This window comes from Citrobacter sp. MGH103, from assembly GCF_001034475.2.
Taxonomy (GTDB): Bacteria; Pseudomonadota; Gammaproteobacteria; order Enterobacterales; family Enterobacteriaceae; genus Citrobacter; species Citrobacter freundii.
On record NZ_CP073043.1, the window covers coordinates 3,617,927 to 3,642,050 of the forward strand.

24 protein-coding genes are annotated in these 24,124 nt (G+C 51.0%); 13 read left to right on the top strand and 11 right to left on the bottom strand.

Translation table 11 applies throughout. The features are described from left to right. Window positions 1-127 precede the first annotated feature (127 nt). The 6 genes from hupB to bolA form a co-directional block, all read right to left on the bottom strand. Window positions 128-400, bottom strand: a complete 273-nt coding sequence (gene hupB, locus SK33_RS17520) for a nucleoid-associated protein HU-beta (RefSeq protein ID WP_003021629.1) — start codon at window positions 398-400, stop codon at window positions 128-130. A gap of 208 nt (window positions 401-608) precedes the next feature. After that, window positions 609-2,963 carry an endopeptidase La gene (gene lon, locus SK33_RS17525; protein ID WP_003021627.1) on the bottom strand — a complete coding sequence of 785 codons (2,355 nt, stop codon included), beginning with the start codon at window positions 2,961-2,963 and terminating at the stop codon, window positions 609-611. A 184-nt stretch (window positions 2,964-3,147) separates the two neighbouring features. Then, entirely contained in the window at window positions 3,148-4,422 is a 1,275-nt protein-coding gene (clpX, locus tag SK33_RS17530) for an ATP-dependent protease ATP-binding subunit ClpX (RefSeq protein ID WP_003831013.1), read from the bottom strand. 126 nt (window positions 4,423-4,548) lie between these two features. Continuing rightward, complete coding sequence (clpP, locus tag SK33_RS17535) at window positions 4,549-5,172, bottom strand: ATP-dependent Clp endopeptidase proteolytic subunit ClpP (protein ID WP_003021624.1); 624 nt, start codon at window positions 5,170-5,172, stop codon at window positions 4,549-4,551. 247 nt (window positions 5,173-5,419) lie between these two features. Next, window positions 5,420-6,718: a trigger factor gene (gene tig, locus SK33_RS17540; RefSeq protein WP_048219485.1), complete on the bottom strand. Its 1,299-nt coding sequence runs from the start codon at window positions 6,716-6,718 to the stop codon at window positions 5,420-5,422. A 343-nt stretch (window positions 6,719-7,061) separates the two neighbouring features. Beyond that, window positions 7,062-7,379 carry a transcriptional regulator BolA gene (bolA, locus tag SK33_RS17545; protein WP_003021619.1) on the bottom strand — a complete coding sequence of 106 codons (318 nt, stop codon included), beginning with the start codon at window positions 7,377-7,379 and terminating at the stop codon, window positions 7,062-7,064. Window positions 7,380-7,684: 305 nt separating this feature from the next. Between bolA and SK33_RS17550 the strand changes: the two genes are divergently transcribed. The 7 genes from SK33_RS17550 (at window position 7,685) to cyoE (ending at window position 15,035) form a co-directional block, all read left to right on the top strand. Further along, a complete protein-coding gene (locus tag SK33_RS17550) occupies window positions 7,685-8,263 on the top strand; it encodes a lipoprotein (protein WP_003021617.1) in 579 nt (192 codons plus the stop codon). Between the two features lie 44 nt (window positions 8,264-8,307). Next, window positions 8,308-9,783, top strand: a complete 1,476-nt coding sequence (ampG, locus tag SK33_RS17555; RefSeq protein WP_003021615.1) for a muropeptide MFS transporter AmpG — start codon at window positions 8,308-8,310, stop codon at window positions 9,781-9,783. A gap of 458 nt (window positions 9,784-10,241) precedes the next feature. Continuing rightward, window positions 10,242-11,189 (top strand): cytochrome o ubiquinol oxidase subunit II, encoded by a 948-nt coding sequence (gene cyoA, locus SK33_RS17560; RefSeq protein ID WP_003021613.1) that lies wholly within the window; start codon window positions 10,242-10,244, stop codon window positions 11,187-11,189. Between the two features lie 19 nt (window positions 11,190-11,208). Continuing rightward, the gene (gene cyoB / locus SK33_RS17565; protein WP_003021610.1) at window positions 11,209-13,200 is read left to right on the top strand and encodes a cytochrome o ubiquinol oxidase subunit I; all 1,992 of its coding nucleotides are present in this window, start codon (window positions 11,209-11,211) and stop codon (window positions 13,198-13,200) included. Beyond that, complete coding sequence (locus SK33_RS17570; RefSeq protein ID WP_003021608.1) at window positions 13,190-13,804, top strand: cytochrome o ubiquinol oxidase subunit III; 615 nt, start codon at window positions 13,190-13,192, stop codon at window positions 13,802-13,804. The genes cyoB and SK33_RS17570 overlap by 11 nt, the downstream gene beginning before the upstream one ends. Next, window positions 13,804-14,133 carry a cytochrome o ubiquinol oxidase subunit IV gene (locus SK33_RS17575; protein ID WP_003021607.1) on the top strand — a complete coding sequence of 110 codons (330 nt, stop codon included), beginning with the start codon at window positions 13,804-13,806 and terminating at the stop codon, window positions 14,131-14,133. The genes SK33_RS17570 and SK33_RS17575 overlap by 1 nt, the downstream gene beginning before the upstream one ends. Before the next feature lie 11 nt (window positions 14,134-14,144). Beyond that, window positions 14,145-15,035 (top strand): heme o synthase, encoded by an 891-nt coding sequence (gene cyoE, locus SK33_RS17580; RefSeq protein ID WP_003835956.1) that lies wholly within the window; start codon window positions 14,145-14,147, stop codon window positions 15,033-15,035. A 56-nt stretch (window positions 15,036-15,091) separates the two neighbouring features. Here the strand turns inward: cyoE and SK33_RS17585 are convergent, their stop codons facing one another. Genes SK33_RS17585 through SK33_RS17595 form a run of 3 tightly spaced genes read right to left on the bottom strand, consistent with a single transcriptional unit; the run spans window position 15,092 to window position 16,376 of the window. Then, window positions 15,092-15,415 (bottom strand): DUF1493 family protein, encoded by a 324-nt coding sequence (locus SK33_RS17585; RefSeq protein WP_005125159.1) that lies wholly within the window; start codon window positions 15,413-15,415, stop codon window positions 15,092-15,094. Further along, window positions 15,415-15,882, bottom strand: a complete 468-nt coding sequence (locus SK33_RS17590) for an STM2901 family protein (RefSeq protein ID WP_048219487.1) — start codon at window positions 15,880-15,882, stop codon at window positions 15,415-15,417. The genes SK33_RS17585 and SK33_RS17590 overlap by 1 nt, the downstream gene beginning before the upstream one ends. Window positions 15,883-15,893: 11 nt before the next feature. After that, entirely contained in the window at window positions 15,894-16,376 is a 483-nt protein-coding gene (locus SK33_RS17595; protein WP_003021598.1) for an Hcp family type VI secretion system effector, read from the bottom strand. Window positions 16,377-16,558: 182 nt separating this feature from the next. Between SK33_RS17595 and SK33_RS17600 the strand changes: the two genes are divergently transcribed. After that, window positions 16,559-17,923, top strand: a complete 1,365-nt coding sequence (locus tag SK33_RS17600) for an MFS transporter (protein WP_048219489.1) — start codon at window positions 16,559-16,561, stop codon at window positions 17,921-17,923. An 80-nt stretch (window positions 17,924-18,003) separates the two neighbouring features. Here the strand turns inward: SK33_RS17600 and SK33_RS17605 are convergent, their stop codons facing one another. Next, window positions 18,004-18,495: a YajQ family cyclic di-GMP-binding protein gene (locus SK33_RS17605; protein ID WP_048219491.1), complete on the bottom strand. Its 492-nt coding sequence runs from the start codon at window positions 18,493-18,495 to the stop codon at window positions 18,004-18,006. A 174-nt stretch (window positions 18,496-18,669) separates the two neighbouring features. On the opposite strand from SK33_RS17605, the gene panE reads away from it, so the two are divergent. Genes panE through SK33_RS17620 form a run of 3 tightly spaced genes read left to right on the top strand, consistent with a single transcriptional unit; the run spans window position 18,670 to window position 21,249 of the window. Further along, window positions 18,670-19,581, top strand: coding sequence for a 2-dehydropantoate 2-reductase (gene panE, locus SK33_RS17610; RefSeq protein ID WP_048219493.1), 912 nt, complete (start codon window positions 18,670-18,672; stop codon window positions 19,579-19,581). Further along, window positions 19,544-20,134, top strand: a complete 591-nt coding sequence (yajL, locus tag SK33_RS17615; protein ID WP_003021591.1) for a protein deglycase YajL — start codon at window positions 19,544-19,546, stop codon at window positions 20,132-20,134. Before panE ends, yajL begins: the two co-directional genes overlap by 38 nt. A 32-nt stretch (window positions 20,135-20,166) precedes the next feature. Beyond that, complete coding sequence (locus tag SK33_RS17620; RefSeq protein ID WP_008320751.1) at window positions 20,167-21,249, top strand: hypothetical protein; 1,083 nt, start codon at window positions 20,167-20,169, stop codon at window positions 21,247-21,249. A 65-nt stretch (window positions 21,250-21,314) separates the two neighbouring features. Here the strand turns inward: SK33_RS17620 and thiI are convergent, their stop codons facing one another. Then, a complete protein-coding gene (thiI, locus tag SK33_RS17625) occupies window positions 21,315-22,763 on the bottom strand; it encodes a tRNA uracil 4-sulfurtransferase ThiI (protein ID WP_048219494.1) in 1,449 nt (482 codons plus the stop codon). Window positions 22,764-22,959: 196 nt separating this feature from the next. On the opposite strand from thiI, the gene xseB reads away from it, so the two are divergent. Next, on the top strand, window positions 22,960-23,202 hold the full coding sequence (gene xseB / locus SK33_RS17630) for an exodeoxyribonuclease VII small subunit (protein WP_003021586.1): 243 nt from the start codon (window positions 22,960-22,962) through the stop codon (window positions 23,200-23,202). Further along, the gene (gene ispA / locus SK33_RS17635) at window positions 23,203-24,102 is read left to right on the top strand and encodes a (2E,6E)-farnesyl diphosphate synthase (RefSeq protein ID WP_003021584.1); all 900 of its coding nucleotides are present in this window, start codon (window positions 23,203-23,205) and stop codon (window positions 24,100-24,102) included. It abuts the gene before it with no gap. Window positions 24,103-24,124: the final 22 nt, after the last annotated feature.

A 24,124-nucleotide genomic window follows, 5' to 3' on the forward strand; every position in this document is an offset into this window, starting at 1 on the left:
CTATTGTGACAAGAAACAGGGGTAATTGTCAGCCCACAACACGTAGAAAGTACCGGAATTACAAATAAAAAAGGCACATCAGTCGATGCGCCCTTGTACTTCGTCACATCCCCAAAGGGGAAATCACTTAGTTTACCGCGTCTTTCAGTGCTTTACCTGCACGGAAGCCCGGTACTTTAGCCGCGGCAATGGTGATCTCTTTACCTGTTTGCGGGTTGCGACCAGTACGGGCAGCACGCTCTTTAACGGCAAAAGTACCAAAACCTACCAGCGCTACGTCATCACCTTCTTTCAGAGATTCGGTAACAGAAGCAATAATTGCATCTAACGCACGTCCAGCCGCAGCTTTAGAGATATCAGCCCCTGCAGCAATTTTGTCGATCAGTTGAGATTTATTCACTCTTCTCTTCCTCTTTATAATTTATATCGCACCTGAATCCTTCAAAGTGCGACCGCGCAGCAGTTATATCAGGCCTGCCATGCCCTTACAACACCCGTTAATGATGGCAAGCCTAATCCGTCATCTAAATTAGCTATACAAAAAAAGGCTGGCAAGCCCGAAATGGCCTGCCAGCCCTGTTTTTATTAATGCTCTTTGCGCGAGGTCACTATTTTGCCGTCACAACCTGCATTCCAGAGGGTTCATTTTGCAACGCAAGAGCCAGAACTTCCTCAATGCGTTTCACCGGATGGATGTCCAGATCGGCAATTACGTTATCCGGAATCTCTTCCAGGTCACGTTTGTTCTCATCAGGAATTAAGACCGTTTTAATACCGCCACGGTGTGCCGCCAGCAGTTTTTCTTTCAAACCACCGATTGGCAGAACCTGACCACGCAGGGTGATCTCGCCGGTCATCGCCACGTCGGCGCGAACCGGGTTACCGGTAAGACAAGAAACCAGCGCGGTACACATGGCAATACCCGCACTTGGGCCATCTTTCGGCGTCGCTCCTTCAGGTACGTGAACGTGAATGTCGCGTTTTTCGTAAAAGTCCGGATTAATACCCAGTTTTTCCGCACGCGCACGCACAACGGTCAGTGCAGCCTGAATGGATTCCTGCATGACTTCACCCAGAGAACCGGTGTAGGTCAGCTTACCTTTACCCGGTACGCAGGCGGTTTCGATGGTCAGCAGATCGCCGCCCACTTCCGTCCACGCCAGGCCGGTCACCTGACCAACGCGGTTTTCGTTGTCCGCACGGCCATAATCAAAGCGCTGTACGCCCAGATAGTCGTGCAGGTTATCACCGTTGATCTCAATATGTTTCAGTGACTTATCAAGCAGCAGCTGTTTCACCGCTTTGCGGCACAGTTTGGAGATTTCGCGCTCCAGACTACGCACGCCCGCTTCACGGGTGTAGTAACGAATAATGCCTACAATGGCGCTATCGTCGACCGTCAGCTCACCTTTTTTCAGCGCGTTACGCTCAATCTGTTTCGGCAACAGGTGACGTTTTGCAATATTCAGCTTCTCGTCTTCGGTATAACCGGACAGACGGATCACTTCCATACGATCCAGCAACGGCGCCGGAATATTCATGGAGTTAGAGGTCGCAACGAACATCACGTCGCTGAGATCGTAGTCCACTTCCAGGTAGTGATCGCTGAACGCCACGTTCTGCTCTGGATCCAGCACCTCAAGCAGTGCGGAAGCCGGATCGCCACGCATGTCGGAAGACATTTTGTCGATCTCATCAAGCAGGAACAGCGGGTTTTTAACGCCCACTTTAGCCATTTTCTGGATCAGTTTACCCGGCATAGAACCGATATAGGTCCGGCGGTGACCGCGAATTTCAGCCTCATCACGCACGCCGCCCAGCGCCATACGGATGTATTTACGCCCGGTCGCCTTGGCGATGGACTGCCCCAGAGAAGTTTTACCTACCCCCGGCGGCCCAACCAGACACAGGATCGGCCCCTTGATTTTGTTCACACGGCTTTGGACCGCGAGATACTCAAGGATACGATCTTTGACGCGTTCCAGACCGTAATGGTCGGTATCGAGGATTTCCTGCGCCTGACGCAGGTCTTTTTTGACCTTGCTACGCGCATTCCACGGTACCTGAACCATCCAGTCGATGTAGCCACGCACTACGGTCGCTTCCGCCGACATCGGAGACATCATTTTCAGCTTCTGCAGTTCCGCTTCCGCTTTCTCTTTTGCCTCTTTCGGCATTTTCGCCGCGTCGATCTTACGCTTCAGCGCTTCGTTTTCGTCCGGCGCATCGTCCATCTCGCCGAGCTCTTTCTGAATAGCTTTCATCTGCTCGTTCAGATAGTACTCACGCTGGGATTTTTCCATCTGCTTTTTCACGCGGTTGCGAATGCGTTTCTCAACCTGCAGCAGATCGATTTCAGACTCCATCATCGCCATCAGATATTCCAGACGTTCGTTAACGTCGGACATCTCCAGCACGGACTGTTTGTCAGCCAGCTTCAGCGGCATGTGCGCTGCGATGGTGTCCGCCAGACGTGCAGGATCGTCGATGCTGTTCAGCGACGTCAGCACTTCTGGTGGGATTTTCTTGTTCAGCTTGATGTAGCCTTCAAACTGGCTGATAGCAGTACGCACCAGCACTTCCTGTTCGCGCTCATCAATAGCAGGCGAGTCAAGGTACTCTGCTTTCGCAGAGAAGTGCTCGCCGTTGTCAGACAGCGCTGAAATACGCGCGCGCTGTAACCCCTCGACCAGCACTTTTACGGTGCCGTCAGGCAGTTTCAGCATCTGCAAAATAGAGGCCACGGTCCCGACGGTGAAAAGATCGTTTACACCCGGCTCATCCGTTGACGCTTCTTTCTGTGCGACCAGCATGATTTTTTTATCATGGTCCATAGCCGCTTCCAGACAACGGATAGATTTTTCCCGCCCTACAAATAAGGGTATGACCATGTGCGGATAAACCACCACATCGCGCAACGGCAATACGGGGATTTCAATGCGTTCAGAACGCTCAGGATTCATAGAGCTCTCTCTTAGTTTAGTTTCCGCCAGGTAATCAGGTGGTACGACTGTGCTTCACACCACCTTTAACATGTATGTCAGTATATGGGGATGTTTCCCACACATTCAACGCCATGTTTACGGAAAAATAAAAGGGGAGATAAAATCCCCCCTTTTTAATTAAATGTCTGTATGAATTGATGAATTATTCGCCAGATGCCTGTTGTGCTTCCGGCTTACCGTAAATCAGCAATGGCTTGCTCTGGCCGCCAATCACCGACTCGTCGATCACCACTTTTTCGACGTCTTCCATCGAAGGCAGATCGTACATGGTGTCGAGCAGCGCGGCTTCGACGATAGAACGCAGACCACGGGCACCGGTTTTACGCGCCATCGCTTTCTTGGCGATCGCATCCAGCGCTTCCTCACGGAACTCCAGATCAACACCTTCAAGATTGAACAACGCCTGATACTGCTTGGTCAGGGCATTTTTCGGCTCTTTGAGGATCTGAATCAGCGCTTCTTCACTCAGTTCGCTCAGGGTTGCCACAACCGGCAGACGACCGATGAACTCAGGGATCAGACCAAATTTGATCAGATCTTCCGGTTCGACCTGCGACAGCAGTTCACCTTCGCTGGCTTTATCAGACTGTGCTTTTACCGTTGCGCCAAAACCAATGCCGGAGCCAGTTTCAACACGGTTAGCAATCACTTTATCCAGACCGGCAAAGGCACCACCGCAGATAAACAGGATCTTGGAGGTATCAACCTGCAGGAATTCCTGCTGAGGATGTTTACGACCACCCTGCGGCGGAACGGCAGCAACCGTACCTTCGATCAGTTTCAACAGCGCCTGCTGTACGCCTTCGCCAGAAACGTCACGGGTAATGGACGGGTTATCAGACTTACGAGATATCTTGTCGATTTCATCGATATAGACGATCCCACGCTGTGCTTTCTGCACGTCGTAATCGCACTTCTGCAACAGTTTCTGAATAATATTTTCAACATCTTCACCCACATAACCGGCTTCGGTCAGCGTGGTGGCGTCGGCCATAGTGAACGGAACGTCCAGCAGGCGCGCCAGCGTTTCAGCCAGCAGCGTTTTACCGGAACCCGTCGGGCCAATCAGCAGGATGTTACTTTTGCCCAACTCAACACCATTGCTGGTGTCGCCATTGCGCAGACGTTTGTAATGGTTGTATACCGCGACCGCCAGCACTTTCTTCGCCTGCTCCTGACCGATAACGTAATCGTCCAGGTGGTTGCGAATTTCATGTGGCGTCGGCAGCGCACTGCGTTCACGGTGCGGTGCTACTTCCTTAATCTCTTCGCGAATGATGTCGTTGCATAAATCAACACATTCGTCGCAGATATACACGGATGGACCGGCAATCAGCTTACGCACTTCATGCTGGCTTTTGCCGCAAAAAGAGCAGTACAACAATTTGCCCGAGCCATCTTTGCGTTTATCTGTCATGGGTCAAAACCTCTTCTTTGTTCTTTGTGCCGCACACGACGACGCAAATGCCATTCTCAGGCGCAAGACGCTAGTCAGCGTTGTGCCGCTCCAGGTAATTATAGCGGCACACCTGCGCACTGGGCATTAATTACGATGGGTCAAAATCGAGTCGACCAGACCGTACTCTACCGCTTCAGAAGCGGAGAGGAAGCGATCGCGCTCGGTATCACGTTCAATCTGCTCAAGAGATTGACCCGTATGATGCGCCATAAGTTCGTTCATGCGCCCTTTTACCTTCAGGATTTCACGGGCATGAATTTCAATATCCGTTGCCTGGCCCTGGTAACCGCCCAGAGGCTGGTGGATCATGACGCGAGAGTTAGGCAGGCAAAAACGTTTGCCTTTCGCCCCGGCGGTCAGCAGGAACGCCCCCATTGAGGCCGCCTGGCCCATACAAATGGTGCTGACGTCCGGCTTAATAAACTGCATGGTGTCATAGATAGACATCCCGGCAGTGATCACTCCACCAGGGGAGTTGATGTACAGGTAGATATCTTTTTCTGGGTTTTCTGCTTCCAGGAACAGCATCTGCGCCACGATCAGGTTAGCCATATGGTCTTCGACCTGGCCGGTCAGAAAAATGACGCGTTCCTTAAGTAGACGAGAATAGATATCAAAAGAGCGCTCACCACGTGAGGTCTGTTCAATGACCATCGGCACCAGCGCCATATGGGGTGCAAAGTTATCTCGTTCGCCGCTGTATGACATTTCCGTCTCCTGGATAAAATTTGAAAAAACCTGCTGTGCTGATTGTAACCTTATGGACGGATTATCAGCTAGTCCCTCAGTAATGGGTACGACATCGCCATAATTCAAGCATAACAATCTTTTGTTGTAACGCTAACACTGAAACGCTGTTTTCGCACTCTTCCCATGCAAAATGCGTGACAAAAAAAAACCCGCCACCAAAAGGTGACGGGCTTGCGTACGAAATTCGAGCTAAAAAAGCGACGAATTACGCCTGCTGGTTCATCAGCTCGTTGAAGGAAGTGGCTTTTTCAGTCACTTTCGCTTTCGCCAGAACGGCTTCAACAGCCTGCTCTTCCAGAGCGACGTTACGCATGTTGTCCATCAGCTCTTTATTTTTGCTGTAGAACTCAACCACTTCTTTCGGATCTTCGTAAGCAGAAGCCATCTCTTCGATCAGGCCTTTAACGCGATCTTCGTCAGCTTTCAGTTCGTTGGTGCGAATCACTTCGCCCAGCAGCAGACCAACAACTACGCGACGCTTAGCCTGTTCTTCGAACAGTTCACGCGGCAGTTCCAGAGCTTGTTTCTCGTTGCCGCCGAAACGCTGTGCAGCCTGACGACGCAGAACGTCGATTTCGCTGTCGATCAGCGCAGCCGGAACGTCGATGTCGTTAGCTTTTACCAGACCTTCGATCGCCTGAGACTTAACGCGGTTACGCACAGCGCCTTTCAGCTCGCGTTCCATGTTTTTGCGTACTTCAGCGCGCAGACCTGCTACGGAACCATCTTCAACGCCGAAACGTTTGATGAATTCTTCAGTCAGTTCCGGCAGTTCGCGTTCTTCAACTTTCTTCAGGTTGATAACGAACTTAGCGGCTTTACCTTTCAGGTTTTCAGCGTGGTACTCTTCCGGGAAAGTCACGTCGATAGTGAACTCTTCGCCAGCTTTGTGGCCTTTAACGCCTTCTTCAAAGCCTGGGATCATACGACCCTGGCCCATCGCCAGTACGAAGTCAGACGCTTTGCCGCCTTCGAACTCTTCGCCGTCTACAGAACCGGTGAAGTCGATGGTTACACGGTCTTCTGCATCAGCAGCGCCGTCTTTGTCTTTCCAGGTAGCCTGCTGCTTACGCAGGGTATCCAGCATCACGTCAACGTCAGCGTCGGTGACTTCAACAACCGGTTTTTCAACTTCGATTGCTTCCAGACCAGTCAGCTCAACTTCCGGGTAAACTTCGAACTCTACCGCGTAAGTAAAATCTTCACCCAGTTTGTATTCGCCCGGAACGTAGTTCGGTGCGCCAGCCGGATTGATTTTTTCTTTGATGATCGCGTCAACGAAGTTGCGGCTCATCAGGTCGCCCAGAACGTCCTGGCGAACAGATGCGCCATAACGCTGAGAAACAACATTCATCGGTACTTTTCCTTTGCGGAAACCGTCAATACGCACTTTCTTCGCTACGTTGACCAGCTCGCTTTTCACAGCGGTCTCGATGCTGTCAGCAGCGATAGTAATCGTTACACGGCGGCCAAGGCCTTGAGTGGTTTCAACTGAAACTTGCATCTTGTTACCTCAAAAAATCACAGTGCTCGGTCAACTCTTCTCCGCAAGCACAGGTTGTTGGCTTCGCGGAACTGGGATGTTCTCATAAGCAATCACATTCCCTGTCGTCAGAATCATCCCGAAGACATTCCGAAAAATAAGACGCGCATTATAGCGGCATCACTTTTATGAGTCGAGAACGGTTATCGCGCGTTGCTGCGGCTTTTTTCACAATTCCCGGCTAATTTTTGTCTGAATACTGTACGACTGCCCCAGAATTCAGACAAAACAAAACGGCCCGCAGGCCGTTTTCACATAATCTGTAGCAACATACTGGAAAAGCGTCGGTTGTTGCAAATCCGTTTTACGCGATGCTTCCCGCCCCACGACACGGAGGCGATGCAAAAATCGTATCCTGCAACGCTTCCCACTCCTTAATGGTGTAGGTATGCAGGGCAAGTGCGTGAACGGTTGTGGAAAGCTCCGCCGTTAACGTGCTGTAAATCATCCGATGACGATTAAGAAAACGTTCACCTGTAAAGCGATCGCTAACCAGCACAACCTTAAAGTGGCTTTCAGAACCAGCCGGGACATTGTGACGATAGCTTTCATCCACAACTTCGAGGAACACGGGTTCGAACGCTGCCCTTAATTTTTCTTCTATTTGCTCACGAATCATCATGAAATTTTCCTCCGACAACGCTGAGATGTCACCCATCCCTTTAAATACTAGCCGCTTTTACCGTTTTCATTACACCTTAGCAACAAAAAATTAGCGCTTGTCTGATTTTCTCAGCCAAACGGATGAAGTTCACTGAATCCTCACTTCGTTTTATTGCAAAAAGTCCGTTTATGGTCTCCACAAAGTCATAAAACGGACAACACAATGAATTTACATGCGTTACCCACTTCCCCTCATCGTTGGCGATGTTATGATGGCGGGAATTTTCTTTAACCATACAATTTAGATTCGCTGAGAGCCCTGGCATGTTTAAAAAAATCCTCTTCCCGTTAGTCGCGATGTTCATGTTAGCTGGATGCGCAACGCCGCCGACCACTATTGAAGTCTCCCCGAAAATTACCCTGCCACAGCAGGACCCAAGCCTGATGGGCGTGACCGTTAGCATCAACGGTGCCGACCAGCGTCAGGATCAAGCGCTGGCAAAAGTCACCCGCGACAACCAGCTGGTTACGCTGACCGCGTCCCGCGATCTGCGCTTCCTGCTGCAAGAAGTACTGGAAAAACAGATGACCGCACGCGGTTATATGATTGGACCAAACGGCGCTGTAAACCTGCAAATCATTGTTAGCCAGCTGTACGCTGACGTGTCTCAGGGTAGCGTGCGCTATAACATTGCCACCAAAGCAGATATCGCCATCATTGCGACCGCTGCTAACGGCAACAAGATGACCAAAAACTACCGCGCAAGCTATTCTGTTGAAGGCGCACTGCAGGCCTCTAACAAAAATATCGCTGACGCCGTTAACAGCGTGCTGACCGACACCATCGCTGATATGTCTCAGGACACCAGCGTTCACGATTTCATCAAGCAGAACGCTCGTTAATTTCTGCCCATATGGCCCGGCGTTCGTCGGGCCTATAGAAGCCCATGTCCAGTCATTACTTACGTATTTTTCAGCAACCACGCTCAGCTATCCTGCTTATTCTGGGGTTCGCCTCCGGTTTACCGCTCGCACTCACCTCCGGTACGCTTCAGGCGTGGATGACGGTCGAGAATATCGATCTTAAAACCATCGGTTTCTTTTCCCTGGTAGGTCAGGCCTACGTATTTAAGTTTCTCTGGTCCCCGTTGATGGACCGTTACACGCCACCGTTTTTAGGTCGACGTCGCGGCTGGCTGCTGGCGACCCAGGTGCTGTTGTTAATTTCTATCGCCGCGATGGGCTTTCTGGAGCCTGGCACACAGTTACGCTGGATGGCCGCACTCGCAGTAGTGATCGCTTTTTGCTCGGCCTCGCAGGATATCGTCTTTGATGCCTGGAAAACCGACGTGTTGCCCGCAGAAGAGCGCGGCACCGGCGCGGCTATCAGCGTGCTGGGCTATCGATTAGGGATGCTGGTTTCAGGCGGACTGGCCCTGTGGATGGCCGATCGCTGGCTGGGCTGGCAAGGGATGTACTGGCTGATGGCAGCGCTGTTGATTCCTTGTATCATCGCCACCCTGTTAGCACCTGAACCGACTGATACCATTCCGGTACCTAAAACGCTGGAACAGGCGGTTGCGGCTCCGCTGCGCGACTTCTTTGGTCGTAACAACGCCTGGCTTATCCTGCTGCTTATTGTGCTGTATAAGCTCGGGGATGCCTTCGCCATGAGCCTGACCACCACCTTTTTGATCCGCGGCGTTGGATTTGATGCGGGTGAGGTTGGTGTGGTGAATAAAACGCTCGGGCTTCTGGCAACCATCGTTGGTGCATTGTACGGCGGGATCCTGATGCAGCGCCTTTCGCTGTTCCGCGCATTGCTGATATTTGGCATTCTGCAAGGGGCGTCAAATGCAGGCTACTGGCTATTGTCCATCACTGACAAACACATGTTCAGTATGGCGGCCGCCGTCTTCTTTGAAAACCTGTGTGGCGGAATGGGCACTGCGGCGTTTGTCGCTTTATTAATGACGCTGTGCAATAAGTCCTTCTCAGCGACCCAGTTCGCCCTGCTCTCCGCGCTTTCAGCCGTTGGTCGCGTTTATGTTGGCCCGGTAGCGGGTTGGTTTGTCGAAGCACACGGCTGGCCGACGTTTTATCTGTTCTCCGTGTTTGCCGCGATCCCCGGCCTCATACTGCTGCTGGTATGTCGCCAGACCCTGGAACATAGCTGGCAAAATGAAAGCTTTATTCCGCGTACGGAATTTCGTGGAGCGTACAGTCTGGCATTAATGACGTTGGTAGTGGGTTGCTGCCTTCTGCTGGTTTGGCTGCTACTGTTAACCATGAACGCGCTGGATTACACCAACTTCTCCTTCCTGCCGGAACTGCTTGAAGTCTCGGTGGCGGTCGCGGTCTGCGGGGTGATTTTTGGTGGATTGCTGGATTATCTGGCTCTGCGCAAAAACCGTCTGGCGTAAAAAACCGTATTAATAAGCCGTTGTAATCACCCTGCGTAATTATAACGGCTAAATAAACAACAATTGATAAAAATAATATTTGTTATTTTGTGCGCCAAAGAATTTGGAAATTATTGACGCCTTTTATATATTTTATTTTCCTTACTCGATTCAGCCACTACAGATTTATTTTTTGTTCCCAATTTGTCTTTTTATTGATAATCAATTGTTAAACAATTGTTTTATTTTCGTATTGGTTATACCAATTGCCCTCAGCCTGTCCCCCACCTGTCTGCTTTCGTTATAACGTGATGTTGCAACAGGTTCTTAAAGTCAAAGCGACATATATTGCAACATATGTGACATGCACGGCAGAACCCAGTAACACAGATCCAAGGATGTTTACAGTAATGTAACCTTCCCGTAAAATGCCCTCACACTTTAAACGCCACCCGGTCCCGTGGAATTGAGGTCGTTAAATGAGACTCAGGAAATACAATAAAAGTTTGGGATGGTTGTCATTAATTGCAGGCACTGCGTTACTCAGTGGCTGTAATTCTGCGCTGCTTGACCCTAAAGGACAGATTGGACTGGAACAACGTTCACTGATACTGACGGCATTTGGCCTGATGTTGATTGTCGTTATTCCTGCCATCTTGATGGCTGTTGGTTTTGCCTGGAAGTATCGTGCAAGCAATAAAGATGCGAAGTACAGCCCGAACTGGTCACACTCCAATAAAGTGGAAGCTGTGGTCTGGACGGTGCCGATCTTAATCATCATTTTCCTTGCCGTTCTGACCTGGAAAACCACTCACGCTCTTGAGCCAAGCAAACCGCTGGCGCATGACGAGAAGCCCATTACCATCGAAGTGGTTTCCATGGACTGGAAATGGTTCTTCATCTATCCGGAACAGGGTATCGCTACCGTGAATGAAATCGCCTTCCCGGCGAATACTCCGGTTGAGTTCAAAGTGACATCCAACTCCGTGATGAACTCCTTCTTTATCCCGCGTCTGGGTAGCCAGATTTATGCCATGGCCGGTATGCAGACTCGACTGCATCTGATCGCCAACGAAGTCGGTACTTATGATGGTATCTCCGCAAGCTATAGCGGACCAGGCTTCTCCGGTATGAAGTTCAAGGCTATCGCAACAAAGGACCGCGCCGAATTCGACCAATGGGTTGCTAAAGCTAAACAGTCCACGAACACCATGAGCGACATGGCTGCGTTCGAGAAAGTGGCTGTGCCAAGCGAATACAACCAGGTGGAATACTTCTCCAACGTGAAACCCGATTTGTTTAAAGATGTTATTAACAAATTTATGGCTCACGGTAAGAGCATGGACATGACCCAACCCGAAGGTGAGCACAACGCACACGAAGGCATGGAAGGCATGGACATGAGCCACGCGGAATCCGCTCACTAAGGGGCCGAGGAAGAATACGATGTTCGGAAAATTGACGCTGGATGCAGTGCCGTTCCATGAACCCATTGTCATGGTTACGATCGCTGCCATTATCATCGGTGGTGCGGCCTTACTGGGCCTAATCACTTACTTCGGTAAGTGGACCTACCTGTGGAAAGAGTGGCTGACTTCGGTTGACCACAAACGCCTTGGCATCATGTATGTCATTGTTGCAATCGTCATGTTGATTCGTGGCTTTGCCGACGCCATCATGATGCGTAGTCAGCAAGCGCTGGCTTCTGCGGGTGAAGCGGGCTTCCTGCCTCCTCACCACTACGATCAGATCTTCACGGCTCACGGCGTGATTATGATCTTCTTCGTGGCAATGCCATTTGTTATCGGTCTGATGAACCTGGTGGTTCCGCTGCAGATCGGCGCACGTGACGTTGCATTCCCGTTCCTGAACAACCTGAGCTTCTGGTTCACCGTTGTCGGCGTAATCCTGGTTAACCTGTCTCTGGGCGTGGGTGAATTCGCGCAGACCGGTTGGCTGGCGTATCCACCACTTTCGGGAATAGAGTACAGTCCAAGCGTCGGGGTCGATTATTGGATATGGGCAGTCCAGTTGTCCGGTATTGGTACAACCCTGACCGGTATCAACTTCTTTGTGACCATCATTAAGATGCGTGCGCCAGGAATGACCATGTTCAAGATGCCGGTATTCAGCTGGGCGTCTCTGTGCGCGAACATCCTGATTATCGCTTCTTTCCCAATCCTGACGGTTACCGTCGCGTTGCTGACCCTGGATCGCTATCTGGGTACCCATTTCTTTACCAACGATATGGGCGGCAACATGATGATGTACATCAACCTGATTTGGGCCTGGGGCCATCCGGAAGTGTACATTCTGGTACTGCCGGTCTTCGGGGTGTTCTCCGAAATCGCGGCAACCTTCTCACGTAAACGTCTGTTTGGTTACACCTCGCTGGTGTGGGCAACCGTGTGTATCACCGTTCTGTCGTTCGTTGTTTGGCTGCACCACTTCTTCACCATGGGTGCAGGCGCTAACGTAAACGCCTTCTTCGGTATTACCACCATGATTATCGCCATCCCGACCGGGGTGAAGATCTTCAACTGGCTGTTCACCATGTATCAGGGCCGTATCGTATTCCACTCAGCGATGCTGTGGACGATTGGCTTTATCGTGACCTTCTCAGTCGGCGGCATGACCGGCGTACTGTTGGCGGTTCCGGGTGCAGACTTCGTACTGCACAACAGTCTGTTCCTGATTGCGCACTTCCATAACGTTATCATCGGCGGCGTCGTATTTGGCTGCTTCGCAGGTATGACCTACTGGTGGCCGAAAGCGTTTGGCTTCACGCTGAACGAAACCTGGGGTAAACGCGCATTCTGGTTCTGGATCATCGGCTTCTTCGTAGCATTTATGCCGCTGTACGTGCTGGGCTTCATGGGTATGACTCGTCGTCTCAGCCAGCAGATTGACCCACAGTTCCATCCGATGCTGGTCGTTGCCGCCTGCGGTGCCGCGCTGATTGCACTGGGTATCCTGTGCCAGCTGATTCAGATCTACGTTTCTATTCGCGACCGCGAGCAGAACCGTGACCTGACCGGTGACCCATGGGGTGGTCGTACGCTGGAGTGGGCAACCTCTTCCCCGCCTCCGTTCTATAACTTTGCCGTTGTGCCGCACGTTCACGAGCGTGATGCCTTCTGGGAAATGAAAGAAAAAGGTGAAGCGTACAAGCAGCCTGCGCACTATGAAGAAATTCATATGCCGAAGAACAGCGGTGCCGGTATCGTCATTACCGCCTTCGCAACACTGTTTGGTTTCGCCATGATCTGGCATATCTGGTGGCTGGCGATTGCAAGCTTCGCAGGCATGATCATCAGCTGGATTGTGAAAAGCTTTGATGAAGACGTGGATTACTACGTGCCGGTCCCGGAAGTCGAAAAACTGGAAAACCAGCATTTCGATGAGATTACTAAGGCAGGGCTGAAAAATGGCAACTGATACTTTAACGCACGCGACTGCCCACGCGCACGAACACGGGCACCACGATGCAGGCCAGACCAAGATCTTCGGATTCTGGATCTACCTGATGAGCGACTGCATTCTGTTCTCTATTCTGTTTGCAACCTATGCCGTTCTGGTGAACGGCACCGCAGGTGGCCCGACAGGTAAGGACATTTTTGAACTGCCGTTCGTTCTGGTTGAAACATTCCTGCTGTTATTCAGCTCCATTACTTACGGCATGGCAGCGATTGCCATGTACAAGAACAACAAGAGCCAGGTTATCTCATGGCTGGCGTTGACCTTCTTGTTCGGTGCCGGATTCATCGGGATGGAACTCTATGAATTCCATCACCTGATTGTTAACGGCATGGGCCCGGATCGTAGCGGTTTCCTGTCTGCGTTCTTCGCGCTGGTCGGCACGCACGGTCTGCACGTCACCTCCGGTCTTATCTGGATGGCAGTTCTGATGGTGCAAGTCGCTCGTCGCGGCCTGACCAGTACTAACCGTACCCGCATCATGTGCCTGAGCCTGTTCTGGCACTTCCTGGATGTGGTATGGATCTGTGTGTTCACTGTTGTTTATCTGATGGGGGCGATGTAATGAGTCATGCTAACGAGAGCGGCGGCGCATCCCATGGCAGCGTAAAAACCTACATGACAGGTTTTATCCTGTCGATCATCCTGACGGTTATTCCGTTCTGGATGGTGATGACAGGTTCTGCCTCTCCGGCCGTCATTCTGGGAACTATTCTGGCAATGGCAGTGGTACAGATTCTGGTGCACCTGGTGTGCTTCCTGCACATGAATAGCAAATCTGATGAAGGTTGGAACATGACGGCCTTTGTCTTTACTGTGCTAATCATCGCCATCCTGGTTGTGGGCTCCATCTGGATTATGTGGAACCTTAACTACAACATGATGATGCACTAAGAGCGGCGATTATGATGTTTAAGCAATACCTGCAAGTAACGAAACCAGGCATCATCTTTGGCAACCTGATCTCGGTGATTGGGGGGTTCCTGCTGGCCTCGAAAGGCAGCATTGATTATCCCCTGTTTATCTACACGCTGGTTGGGGTGTCACTGGTTGTGGCGTCGGGTTGTGTATTTAACAACTACATCGACAGGGATATCGACAGGAAGATGGAGAGGACCAAAAACCGCGTGCTGGTTAAAGGTCTGATTTCCCCTGCGGTCTCACTGGTATACGCCACCCTGCTGGGTATTGCTGGCTTTATGCTGCTGTGGTTTGGCGCGAACCCTCTGGCCTGCTGGCTGGGGGTAATGGGCTTCGTGGTCTATGTGGGCGTCTATAGCCTGTACATGAAGCGCCATTCCGTTTATGGCACGCTGATTGGCTCACTCTCCGGCGCTGCGCCGCCGGTGATTGGCTACTGCGCCGTAACCGGTGAGTTCGATAGCGGTGCGCTGATTCTGCTGGCTATTTTCAGCCTGTGGCAGATGCCGCACTCTTACGCGATTGCGATTTTCCGCTTTAAGGATTATCAGGCTGCCAACATCCCAGTACTGCCGGTGGTGAAAGGCATTTCAGTCGCGAAAAACCATATCACGCTGTATATCATCGCATTTGCTATCGCCACGCTGATGCTAACCCTGGGCGGCTATGCAGGTTATAAATACCTGATTGTTGCTGCGGCGGTGAGCGTCTGGTGGTTGGGCATGGCGCTGCGCGGTTATAAAGTGGAAGATGACAAAGTCTGGGCGCGCAAGCTGTTCGGCTTCTCCATCATCGCCATTACCGCGCTTTCCGTGATGATGTCCGTCGACTTTATGGTGCCAAACTCGCAGAACCTGCTGACTTACGTCTGGTAAAATCTGCTGATACGAAAAGGGTGCTTCGGCACCCTTTTTATTGGCAAGAAAGCTATTCAATCATATAGCCATTTCCCGGCCTTTGCTGACTCAATAATCATCCCAACTGTCAGAGGTTTTAACTCAATATCGGGAGGCTCTTTTTTCCAGAAAGGGTATTCTTGTTCAATATAATTCCTCCCATCAAAATTCGAATATTCAATATCAAAATGTTCAAATAAATCAGCTAAAAAATCATATGCATCTTCCGGAACAAACTGAAAATCATCCTCCAGAGTCCATTCTTTAGTAACCTGCCTAAGACCAGGTCTAAACCAGCGTTCCCTGATTGGGTAATTCTTCATGATGTACTCAATAACTTCAGCTTCATAATTTCTCATCAGAAAGATGTCCACTGTATGCGATCTTTGGGTCGCGCGATGAGGTTGTATTTATCGCGGGTATGTTTTGTCACCGCGAACAAAAGCACGATTAACTGAGCATGCCCGATAAAAGGAACCCAACGGCCTAAGTAAGTTGCTATTTGGTTTGTTGGAACCATCTTTAATTTGGAAAACTTCCCCATAGGAGCGTGTAGTCTTAAACCAAACGGGAACCGAGCCCCTTTCAGAAGTTTTCTACATAGAATTGATGCAATACTAGTGCCTGGGGTGTTTGTGGCTGCTGATAGTTTTCCTTTGACAGGAATAAATGGTTGGCCGATCAAAACCAGCGTAACAGCTTCCGTGGTGATACCTAAGGAATCGGCCAACTGCTCGATGAATATCAAATCAAACAGTTCACCCGACGTTACGTTAGCGTGACCATGATACCAATAGGTTCCATTCGCTTCTTCAGTTGTGTCCATTCAATCACCCATTATGCCGTCTGCCGGTCATTCCATGCGTCGGTATAGATAATGTTCCCGTCGCAATGCTTCCATGTGATTTTTTCGTAGCGTAACTCTATGGTTTCAAGGTGATTGTTGTTTTTGTCTTCTGGCCCAGCCATCGTCGGAGAGACCGAGACAATCCGCACGCCCTCGAGCAGCATGTTGAAATACTCCACTTCCTGACCGGCATCATTGATTTTGTACCAACGAATCTCTGCAGACTTAAGATTCTGACCAGAAGCGACCGCTTTGTATAAATAGGGACTCGAGTAGTCAAACTCTTTGACGATCATCATCGGTGAATGTTGGCGTGTGCCTGTTGGTTTACCCGTTGCATTATCAGTTGGAATAGAGAGATTGTGATGAAAACCTTTAAATTCAATACTGTATTCTCTTCCCTTTACGTCACACCCGCCCTTAATCAGCGCGCCACCATCGTCATAAATCCACATATTGCCTGGAATCGCCATTTTCCTTTTCCCTCTTTCCATTAGAAATAACCACAAAAAGACTACACCTGAAATTATCGCAAGTAAATTAGTTGCAGCTGTAACTATTTAAGTTTCCGCGCTACACAATTCCACATATCGTAGAGGTTTACCCCATTCCTTCCCCGCTTTACACTAGGCGCGAAATTAATACAGAGGTGGGAATGAACGATTACAAAATGACGCCCGGTGAGTTGCGCGCCACCTGGGGTTTAGGGACCGTATTCTCGTTGCGCATGCTTGGCATGTTTATGGTTCTACCGGTTCTGACCACATACGGCATGGCGCTACAGGGCGCCAGTGAAGCGCTGATAGGCCTTGCCATCGGCATTTATGGCCTGGCGCAGGCCGTCTTCCAGATCCCCTTTGGTTTGCTCTCTGACCGCATCGGCCGTAAGCCGCTTATTGTCGGTGGGCTGGCGGTATTTGTTCTCGGCAGCGTAATTGCCGCCCTTTCCGATTCAATCTGGGGAATTATTCTAGGCCGCGCCCTACAAGGCTCTGGCGCGATTGCTGCCGCCGTGATGGCGCTGCTTTCCGACTTAACCCGCGAGCAAAACCGCACCAAAGCGATGGCGTTTATCGGCGTCAGCTTTGGTATCACCTTTGCCATTGCGATGGTGCTAGGGCCAATCGTTACCCATGCGCTGGGGCTACACGCGCTGTTCTGGATGATTGCCGCCCTTGCCACCACGGGTATCGTGCTGACCATTTGGGTCGTTCCCAATAGCACCAGCCACGTACTAAACCGCGAGTCGGGCATGGTAAAAGGCAGCTTCAGCAAAGTGCTGGCGGAGCCCAAACTGCTGAAGCTTAACTTTGGCATCATGTGCCTGCATATTTTGCTGATGTCCACTTTCGTCGCGTTACCAGGACAACTGGCGAAAGCCGGTTTCCCCGCCGCAGAACACTGGAAAATTTATCTGGTGACGATGCTGCTGTCCTTTGTTTCCGTGGTGCCGTTCATCATTTACGCCGAAGTAAAGCGCCGGATGAAACGCGTATTCCTCGCCTGCGTGTTCCTGATCCTTATTGCAGAGATTGTATTGTGGAGCGCTAACATTCGTTTCTGGGGGCTGATTGCGGGCGTGCAGATCTTCTTCCTCGCCTTTAACCTGATGGAAGCCCTCCTCCCCTCGCTTATCAGCAAAGAATCGCCTGCGGGTTACAAAGGCACGGCAATGGGTGTTTACTCCACCAGCCAGTTTCTTGGCGTGGCGATTGGCGGTTCGCTCGGCGGTTGGGTGGTTGAAATGTTTGATGGTCAGGCCGTATTTCTGGCCGGTGCGCTGCTGGCGGCAGTTTGGTTGATTGTGGCAAGCACAATGAAAGAGCCACCGTACGTCAGCAGCCTGCGTGTGGAAATTCCACCAGAAATTGCCGCAGATGACACGTTAAAGCAGCGCCTGCTGGCAAAAGAAGGAATAAGCGAAGTGTTAATTGTGGCGAAAGAGCATTCGGCCTACGTGAAAATCGACAGCAAAGTCACCAATCGATTTGAGGTTGAGCAGACCATCAGCCAGGCGTGATGATTGCCGGATGGCGACTATCGTCTTATCCGGCCTACCAATAGCGTGTGCTACCTGTAGGCCGGATCAGGCATTACGACTTAATCGCGGAAGTTCTTGAACTGGAACGGTTGACCGAGATCGCCGCCGCGAACCAGCGCCATGACGGATTGCAGATCGTCGCGCGCCTTACCGGTCACACGAATGTCTTCACCCTGAATCTGCGCCTGCACCTTCAGCTTGCTGTCTTTGATCAGCTTAACGATTTTCTTTTGCACCGCGCTTTCAATGCCCTGCTTCAGCTTAGCTTCAACAAACCAGGTTTTACCGCTGTGCACGAAAGTTTCTGGTACGTCCAGCGAGGTGCCTTCAATACCGCGTTTCAGCAGCTTGGCACGCAAAATATCCAGCAGCTGATTAACCTGAAAATCAGACTCGCTCAGCACCTTAATCGTCTTATTTGACTCATTCAGCTCAAAAGTGGCTTCAACGCCACGAAAATCAAAGCGTGACTCGACTTCACGGCTGGCGTTATCCACCGCGTTACGGGCTTCCTGAAGATCAACTTCAGAGACAATATCGAAAGATGGCATCTTTTCCTCTCCCTTCATTTTTGATGCGAAGCATAATACCTGCAAAGTTACTCAACAGACAGCGCTATACTAGGCTGTATCCTTTCATTGTACGTGGTAGCGACATCTGCGAACAATAATAGGGTGCGGTCGATATGGATTAACACCTGGTGCTGTTGCAGGTGAGGAGGAAGAATGAAAATTACCGTACTGGGATGTGGAGCGTTAGGACAGCTATGGCTTACAGCGCTGTGCAAACATGGACATGAGGTGCAAGGGTGGCTGCGCGTACCGCAACCCTACTGCAGCGTAAACCTGATCGACACGGATGGCTCAGTTTTTAATGAATCCCTGACGGCAAACGACCCCGACTTTTTGGCAAAAAGCGACCTGCTGCTGGTCACTCTGAAGGCCTGGCAAGTTTCTGATGCGGTAAAAGGCCTGTCTGCAATTCTGCCTGAAACCACGCCCATTCTGCTTATTCACAACGGCATGGGGACGATTGAAGAGTTACATAACATTAAGCAACCCTTGCTGATGGGAACCACCACCCACGCAGCACGCCGTGACGGGAACGTCATCATTCATGTCGCTCAGGGAACAACGCGTATTGGGCCGGCGCGTGAGCAAGACGGCGATTTCAGCTATCTGGCTGAAACCCTGCAAGAGGTGCTGCCGGACGTCGCCTGGCACAACACCATTCGCGCCGAGCTGTGGCGCAAGCTGGCCGTCAACTGCGTCATTAACCCGCTGACCGCATTATGGGATTGCCCAAACGGTGAGCTACACCATCATCCCGAAAAAATAGCGCTCATCTGTGAGGAAGTGGCAGCGGTGATCGAACGCGAAGGCCACCACACATCAGCGGATGATTTACGCTATTATGTCGAGCAAGTGATTGACAGTACGGCGGAAAATATCTCATCTATGCTGCAGGACATTCGCGCCATGCGTCATACCGAGATCGACTACATTACCGGTTATTTGTTAAAACGTGCACGCGCGCACGGCATCGCCGTTCCGGAAAATGCCCGCCTGTTTGAAATGGTTAAAAGAAAGGAAAGTGAGTATGAGCGCTCAAGCACTGGTATGTCTCGCCCCTGGTAGTGAAGAAACCGAAGCGGTTACTACTATCGATCTACTGGTTCGCGGCGGAATTAAGGTCACAACCGCCAGCGTCGCCAGCGATGGCAACCTGACGATCGTGTGCTCGCGCGGTGTGAAACTGCTGGCGGATGCGCCATTAGTCGAAGTTGCTGACGGCGATTTCGACATTATCGTACTGCCGGGCGGTATTAAAGGCGCCGAGTGTTTTCGCGACAGCCCTCTGCTGGTCGAAACCGTGAAGCAGTTTCATCGCTCCGGACGCATTGTCGCGGCAATCTGTGCCGCGGCTGCCACCGTCCTCGTCCCACACGACATTTTTCCCATCGGTAACATGACCGGCTACCCGGCGCTGAAAGACAAGATCCCCGCGGATCAATGGCAGGACAAGCGTGTCGTGTGGGATCCACGCGTCAACTTGTTAACCAGCCAGGGACCGGGAACCTCAATCGATTTCGGTTTGAAAATCATTGATCTTCTGGTCAGTCGTGAAAAGGCTTACGAAGTTGCGTCACAACTGGTGATGGCAGCGGGAATCTATAACTACTACGAATAAATCTTCAGGCCACTCCCTTATAAGGAATCATAATGAAAGGATATCTAAGTGGAGTGGCTTTACTGCTCCTTTCCGGTTATGCCACTGCGACGCAACTCGACATAAAGAGTATTGAGTATCGCTATCCCGGAAGCACTGAAATGCAATATCGCGTGCCATGGTTTTCCTCGACGGATAACCCCAAGGTTGCGAAACGTATTAACGATTATATTTTCGCAAGCTTTATCAATCAGCTACCGGGTAATAATCCACAAACAACAGTGAACCAGTTTGCGAAATCAGAGAGAAACCCCACCGCAAACCTTGACTACACGGTTGAGTATCGCGACGCCAAAGTTCTAACTCTGAACATGTTTGTCGAAGGCTGCGGGGCATATTGCGAGTCGTTCAATGTGCCGATCAGCTTTGATTTAGCCAGCGGCGCAGCCATTACCCTTAACGATCTTTTCTCCCGCTCCACGATGGGTGAATTAAACACCCGTATCAGAAAAGATATCCGTGGCCAGATTGATACCTTTGTTACGGCGCATAATTCGCAAACACCAGAACAAATAAAAGAAGAGAAAGGTGAAGTTTTCAACTACATCGAATTCTACGCATCGTGCGCAACCTACACCGACGGTTTGTACTACATCGACAAATTCTCCCTGCAAAAAGACCATCTGGCTTTCCTGAACGGGCGCTGTAGCAACCACGCCAGCCGCGCACTCGACGAGTTGGGTGATTTCACCACTAAAATCCCAACCGCGGAACTGCAAAATCGGCTCACGCCGTACGGCCAGTATCTGACTGGAGCAAAGAGTACAACACCGGTTTCGCCAGCGCCCGGCATTGACGGCAAAGTAATGTACGGCACGCTGGGAAAAAGCATGCGTATTGTGTTGAAGGTGGACTGCAAATACGGTGATTTTTTTGACGGGGCTTACTTTTACCAGAAATTTGGCGCACCGATTGAATTAACCGGCAAATGCGATACGGCCAACAATCAACATTATGAACTGAAGACATCTGCTGCTGAACAAGCGCAAGAGAAGATAACGCTGGAGTTAAAAGACGGGGTTTATCAGGGCGTCTGGGAGTCGAACGGGAAGACGCTTCCTGTGCGTTTTGAGTAATATCGTTGCATTGCCGGATGGCGGCGTAACCGCCTTATCCGGCCTACAACACGGTGTTTACTCAATTACGGGCGATACACCTTCACGTTCTCAAAGCCCTGCTCGCGCAGATAAAGCGCCTGCAGGCGGCTCATCACCCCGCGTTCACACCACAGCAGCCAGGTTTTGCTCTGGTCCAGATCGCCGAATTTGGTGCTCAGCTTGTAGAACGGCAGAGAAACGACGTCCACGCCGTCAACCTTCAGCGGTTTATCATCCTGTTCATCCACAGAACGGATATCCAGGATCATATCGTTCGGGCCGAAACCGCTCACGGTTTCTACTTCTACCACGGTTTGCTGCGTCTGCTGGGCGATATCGCGAATATCAATATTGTTCGCTTCTTCAACCACTTTATCGAGGATAGAGAAATCGAAGTTTTCTTCTTCGGCCTCAATCTTCGCTTTAACCGCTTTCACCGTCGGACTTTTTGAAATTACACCGCAGTACTCCGGCATGGTACGAGCAAAATCCTCGGTGCCAATTTCACGCGCCAGATTAATGATGTGCTCTTTATCATGGGAGATAAGTGGGCGCAGGATCAGGGTGTCTGATACGTTATCGATCAAACGCAGGTTGGTCAGCGTCTGACTGGACACCTGACCCAGTGCTTCACCGGTTACCAGCGCCTGTACGCCGTAGCGCTCAGCGACTTTCGACGCCGCGCGAACCATCATACGCTTGAGAACCACGCCCATCTGGCCGTCATCAACTTTCTCCAGGATCTCACCGACCACCGGTTCAAAGTTGATAGCAACAAAACGCACGCGATGCGAACTACCGAAGCGATTCCACAGGTAATGCGCCACCTGGCGAACACCGATTTCATGCGCTGCCCCGCCAAGGTTGAAGAAGCAGTAGTGCACGCGGCAGCCGCGACGCATCAGCATGTAGCTTGACACGCCGGAGTCGAAACCACCGGAGATCAGCGACAGTACGTCTTCCTGCGTACCAATTGGGAAACCGCCAATACCTTCATAGCGGCCTTTAACCAGCAACAGACGGTCGTTTTCGATTTCAAGATTAACCGTCACGTCCGGCTTCGTCAGCTTCACGCGCGCGGATTCAATATGCTGGTTCAGTCCACCGCCAACATAACGTTCCACCTCAATGGAGCTAAACTCATGCTTACCACGACGCTTAACGCGTACGCAGAAGGTTTTACCTTCCAGTTGATCGCGATACTGCACCAGTGCTTTCTCGAAAATATCGTGCATATCGGTAAACGGCACGTCTTCTACTTCGAGAATGTGGTGGATCCCCGGAATACGGGTCAGCGCGTCGCGAATGTCCAGGCGCTGGCTTTCATCTTTAGCGCGAACCTCAACGTGATCCCAGTGACGGACAACAGCAAGGTCTTCATCATAGTGCTTTAAAACGTTACGAATGTTCCCTGTCAGAATTTTTATAAAGCGCAAACGCACAGATTGGCTTTTGATGGTGATTTCTGGGAACAATTTAATGATAAACTTCATGGCGGCAATGGTTCTTAGGCAAGTCTGAATGACTTGTAATGGAAAAAAATACAGCAGCCCATACCCGCGACTGCATCCAGGCGCGCAAGTATATCACCATCACGCGGCTACTGTGCACATTGCGCGTTATTTGCTTATCAGTGCGAGTCCGTTACCATAGTCTTGTGCTGCCAATACAGAGAGTCAGACATTCATTATGCCGAAGAAAAATGAAGCGCCCGCCAGTTTTGAAACCGCGCTGAGCGAGCTGGAACAAATTGTTACCCGTCTGGAAGGCGGCGACCTGCCGTTAGAAGAAGCGTTGAACGAATTCGAACGCGGCGTACAGTTGGCGCGTCAAGGACAGGTCAAATTGCAACAGGCTGAACAGCGCGTACAAATCCTGCTGTCAGATACTGAAGACGCGGCCCTTACGCCTTTTACACCGGATAATGAGTAAATGGATTTTACGCAGCAGCTACAGGCTTGCGTTGAGCAGGCCAACCAGGCACTGAGCCGTTTTATCGCGCCACTGCCCTTTCAGAACACTCCCGTGGTCGAAACCATGCAATATGGCGCATTATTAGGCGGTAAACGCCTGCGCCCGTTCCTGGTGTATGCGACCGGTCAGATGTTTGGTGTCAGCCTGAGTACGCTTGATGCTCCCGCTGCCGCCGTCGAATGCATTCACGCCTATTCGCTGATGCACGATGATTTACCCGCGATGGACGACGATGACCTGCGCCGCGGTCTGCCGACTTGCCACGTAAAATTTGGTGAGGCAAACGCGATCCTGGCCGGAGATGCGCTGCAAACGCTGGCATTCTCCATTATCAGCGACGCTCCAATGCCGGAAGTATCTGACCGTGACCGCATCGCGATGATCTCTGAACTGGCTCAGGCCAGTGGTATCGCCGGTATGTGCGGCGGTCAGGCACTGGATCTGGAAGCTGAAGGTCATCAGGTTGAGCTGGATGCGCTGGAGCGTATTCACCGCCATAAAACCGGGGCATTGATTCGCGCCGCCGTACGTCTGGGAGCATTAAGCGCAGGCGATAAAGGGCGAGAATGCCTGGCAATACTCGACAAATACGCAGAAAGCATCGGTCTGGCCTTCCAGGTTCAGGATGACATCCTGGATGTGGTAGGCGATACTGCAACATTGGGTAAACGTCAGGGTGCTGACCAGCAGCTTGGCAAAAGTACCTATCCTGCACTTCTGGGTCTTGAGCAAGCCCAGAATAAAGCCCGGGATTTAATCGAGGATGCCCGCCAGTCGCTAAGTTTGCTGGCCGCACAGTCACTCGATACCTCGGCACTGGAAGCGCTAGCGGACTACATAATCCAGCGTGATAAATAAACCAACATATCCCATGAGCTTG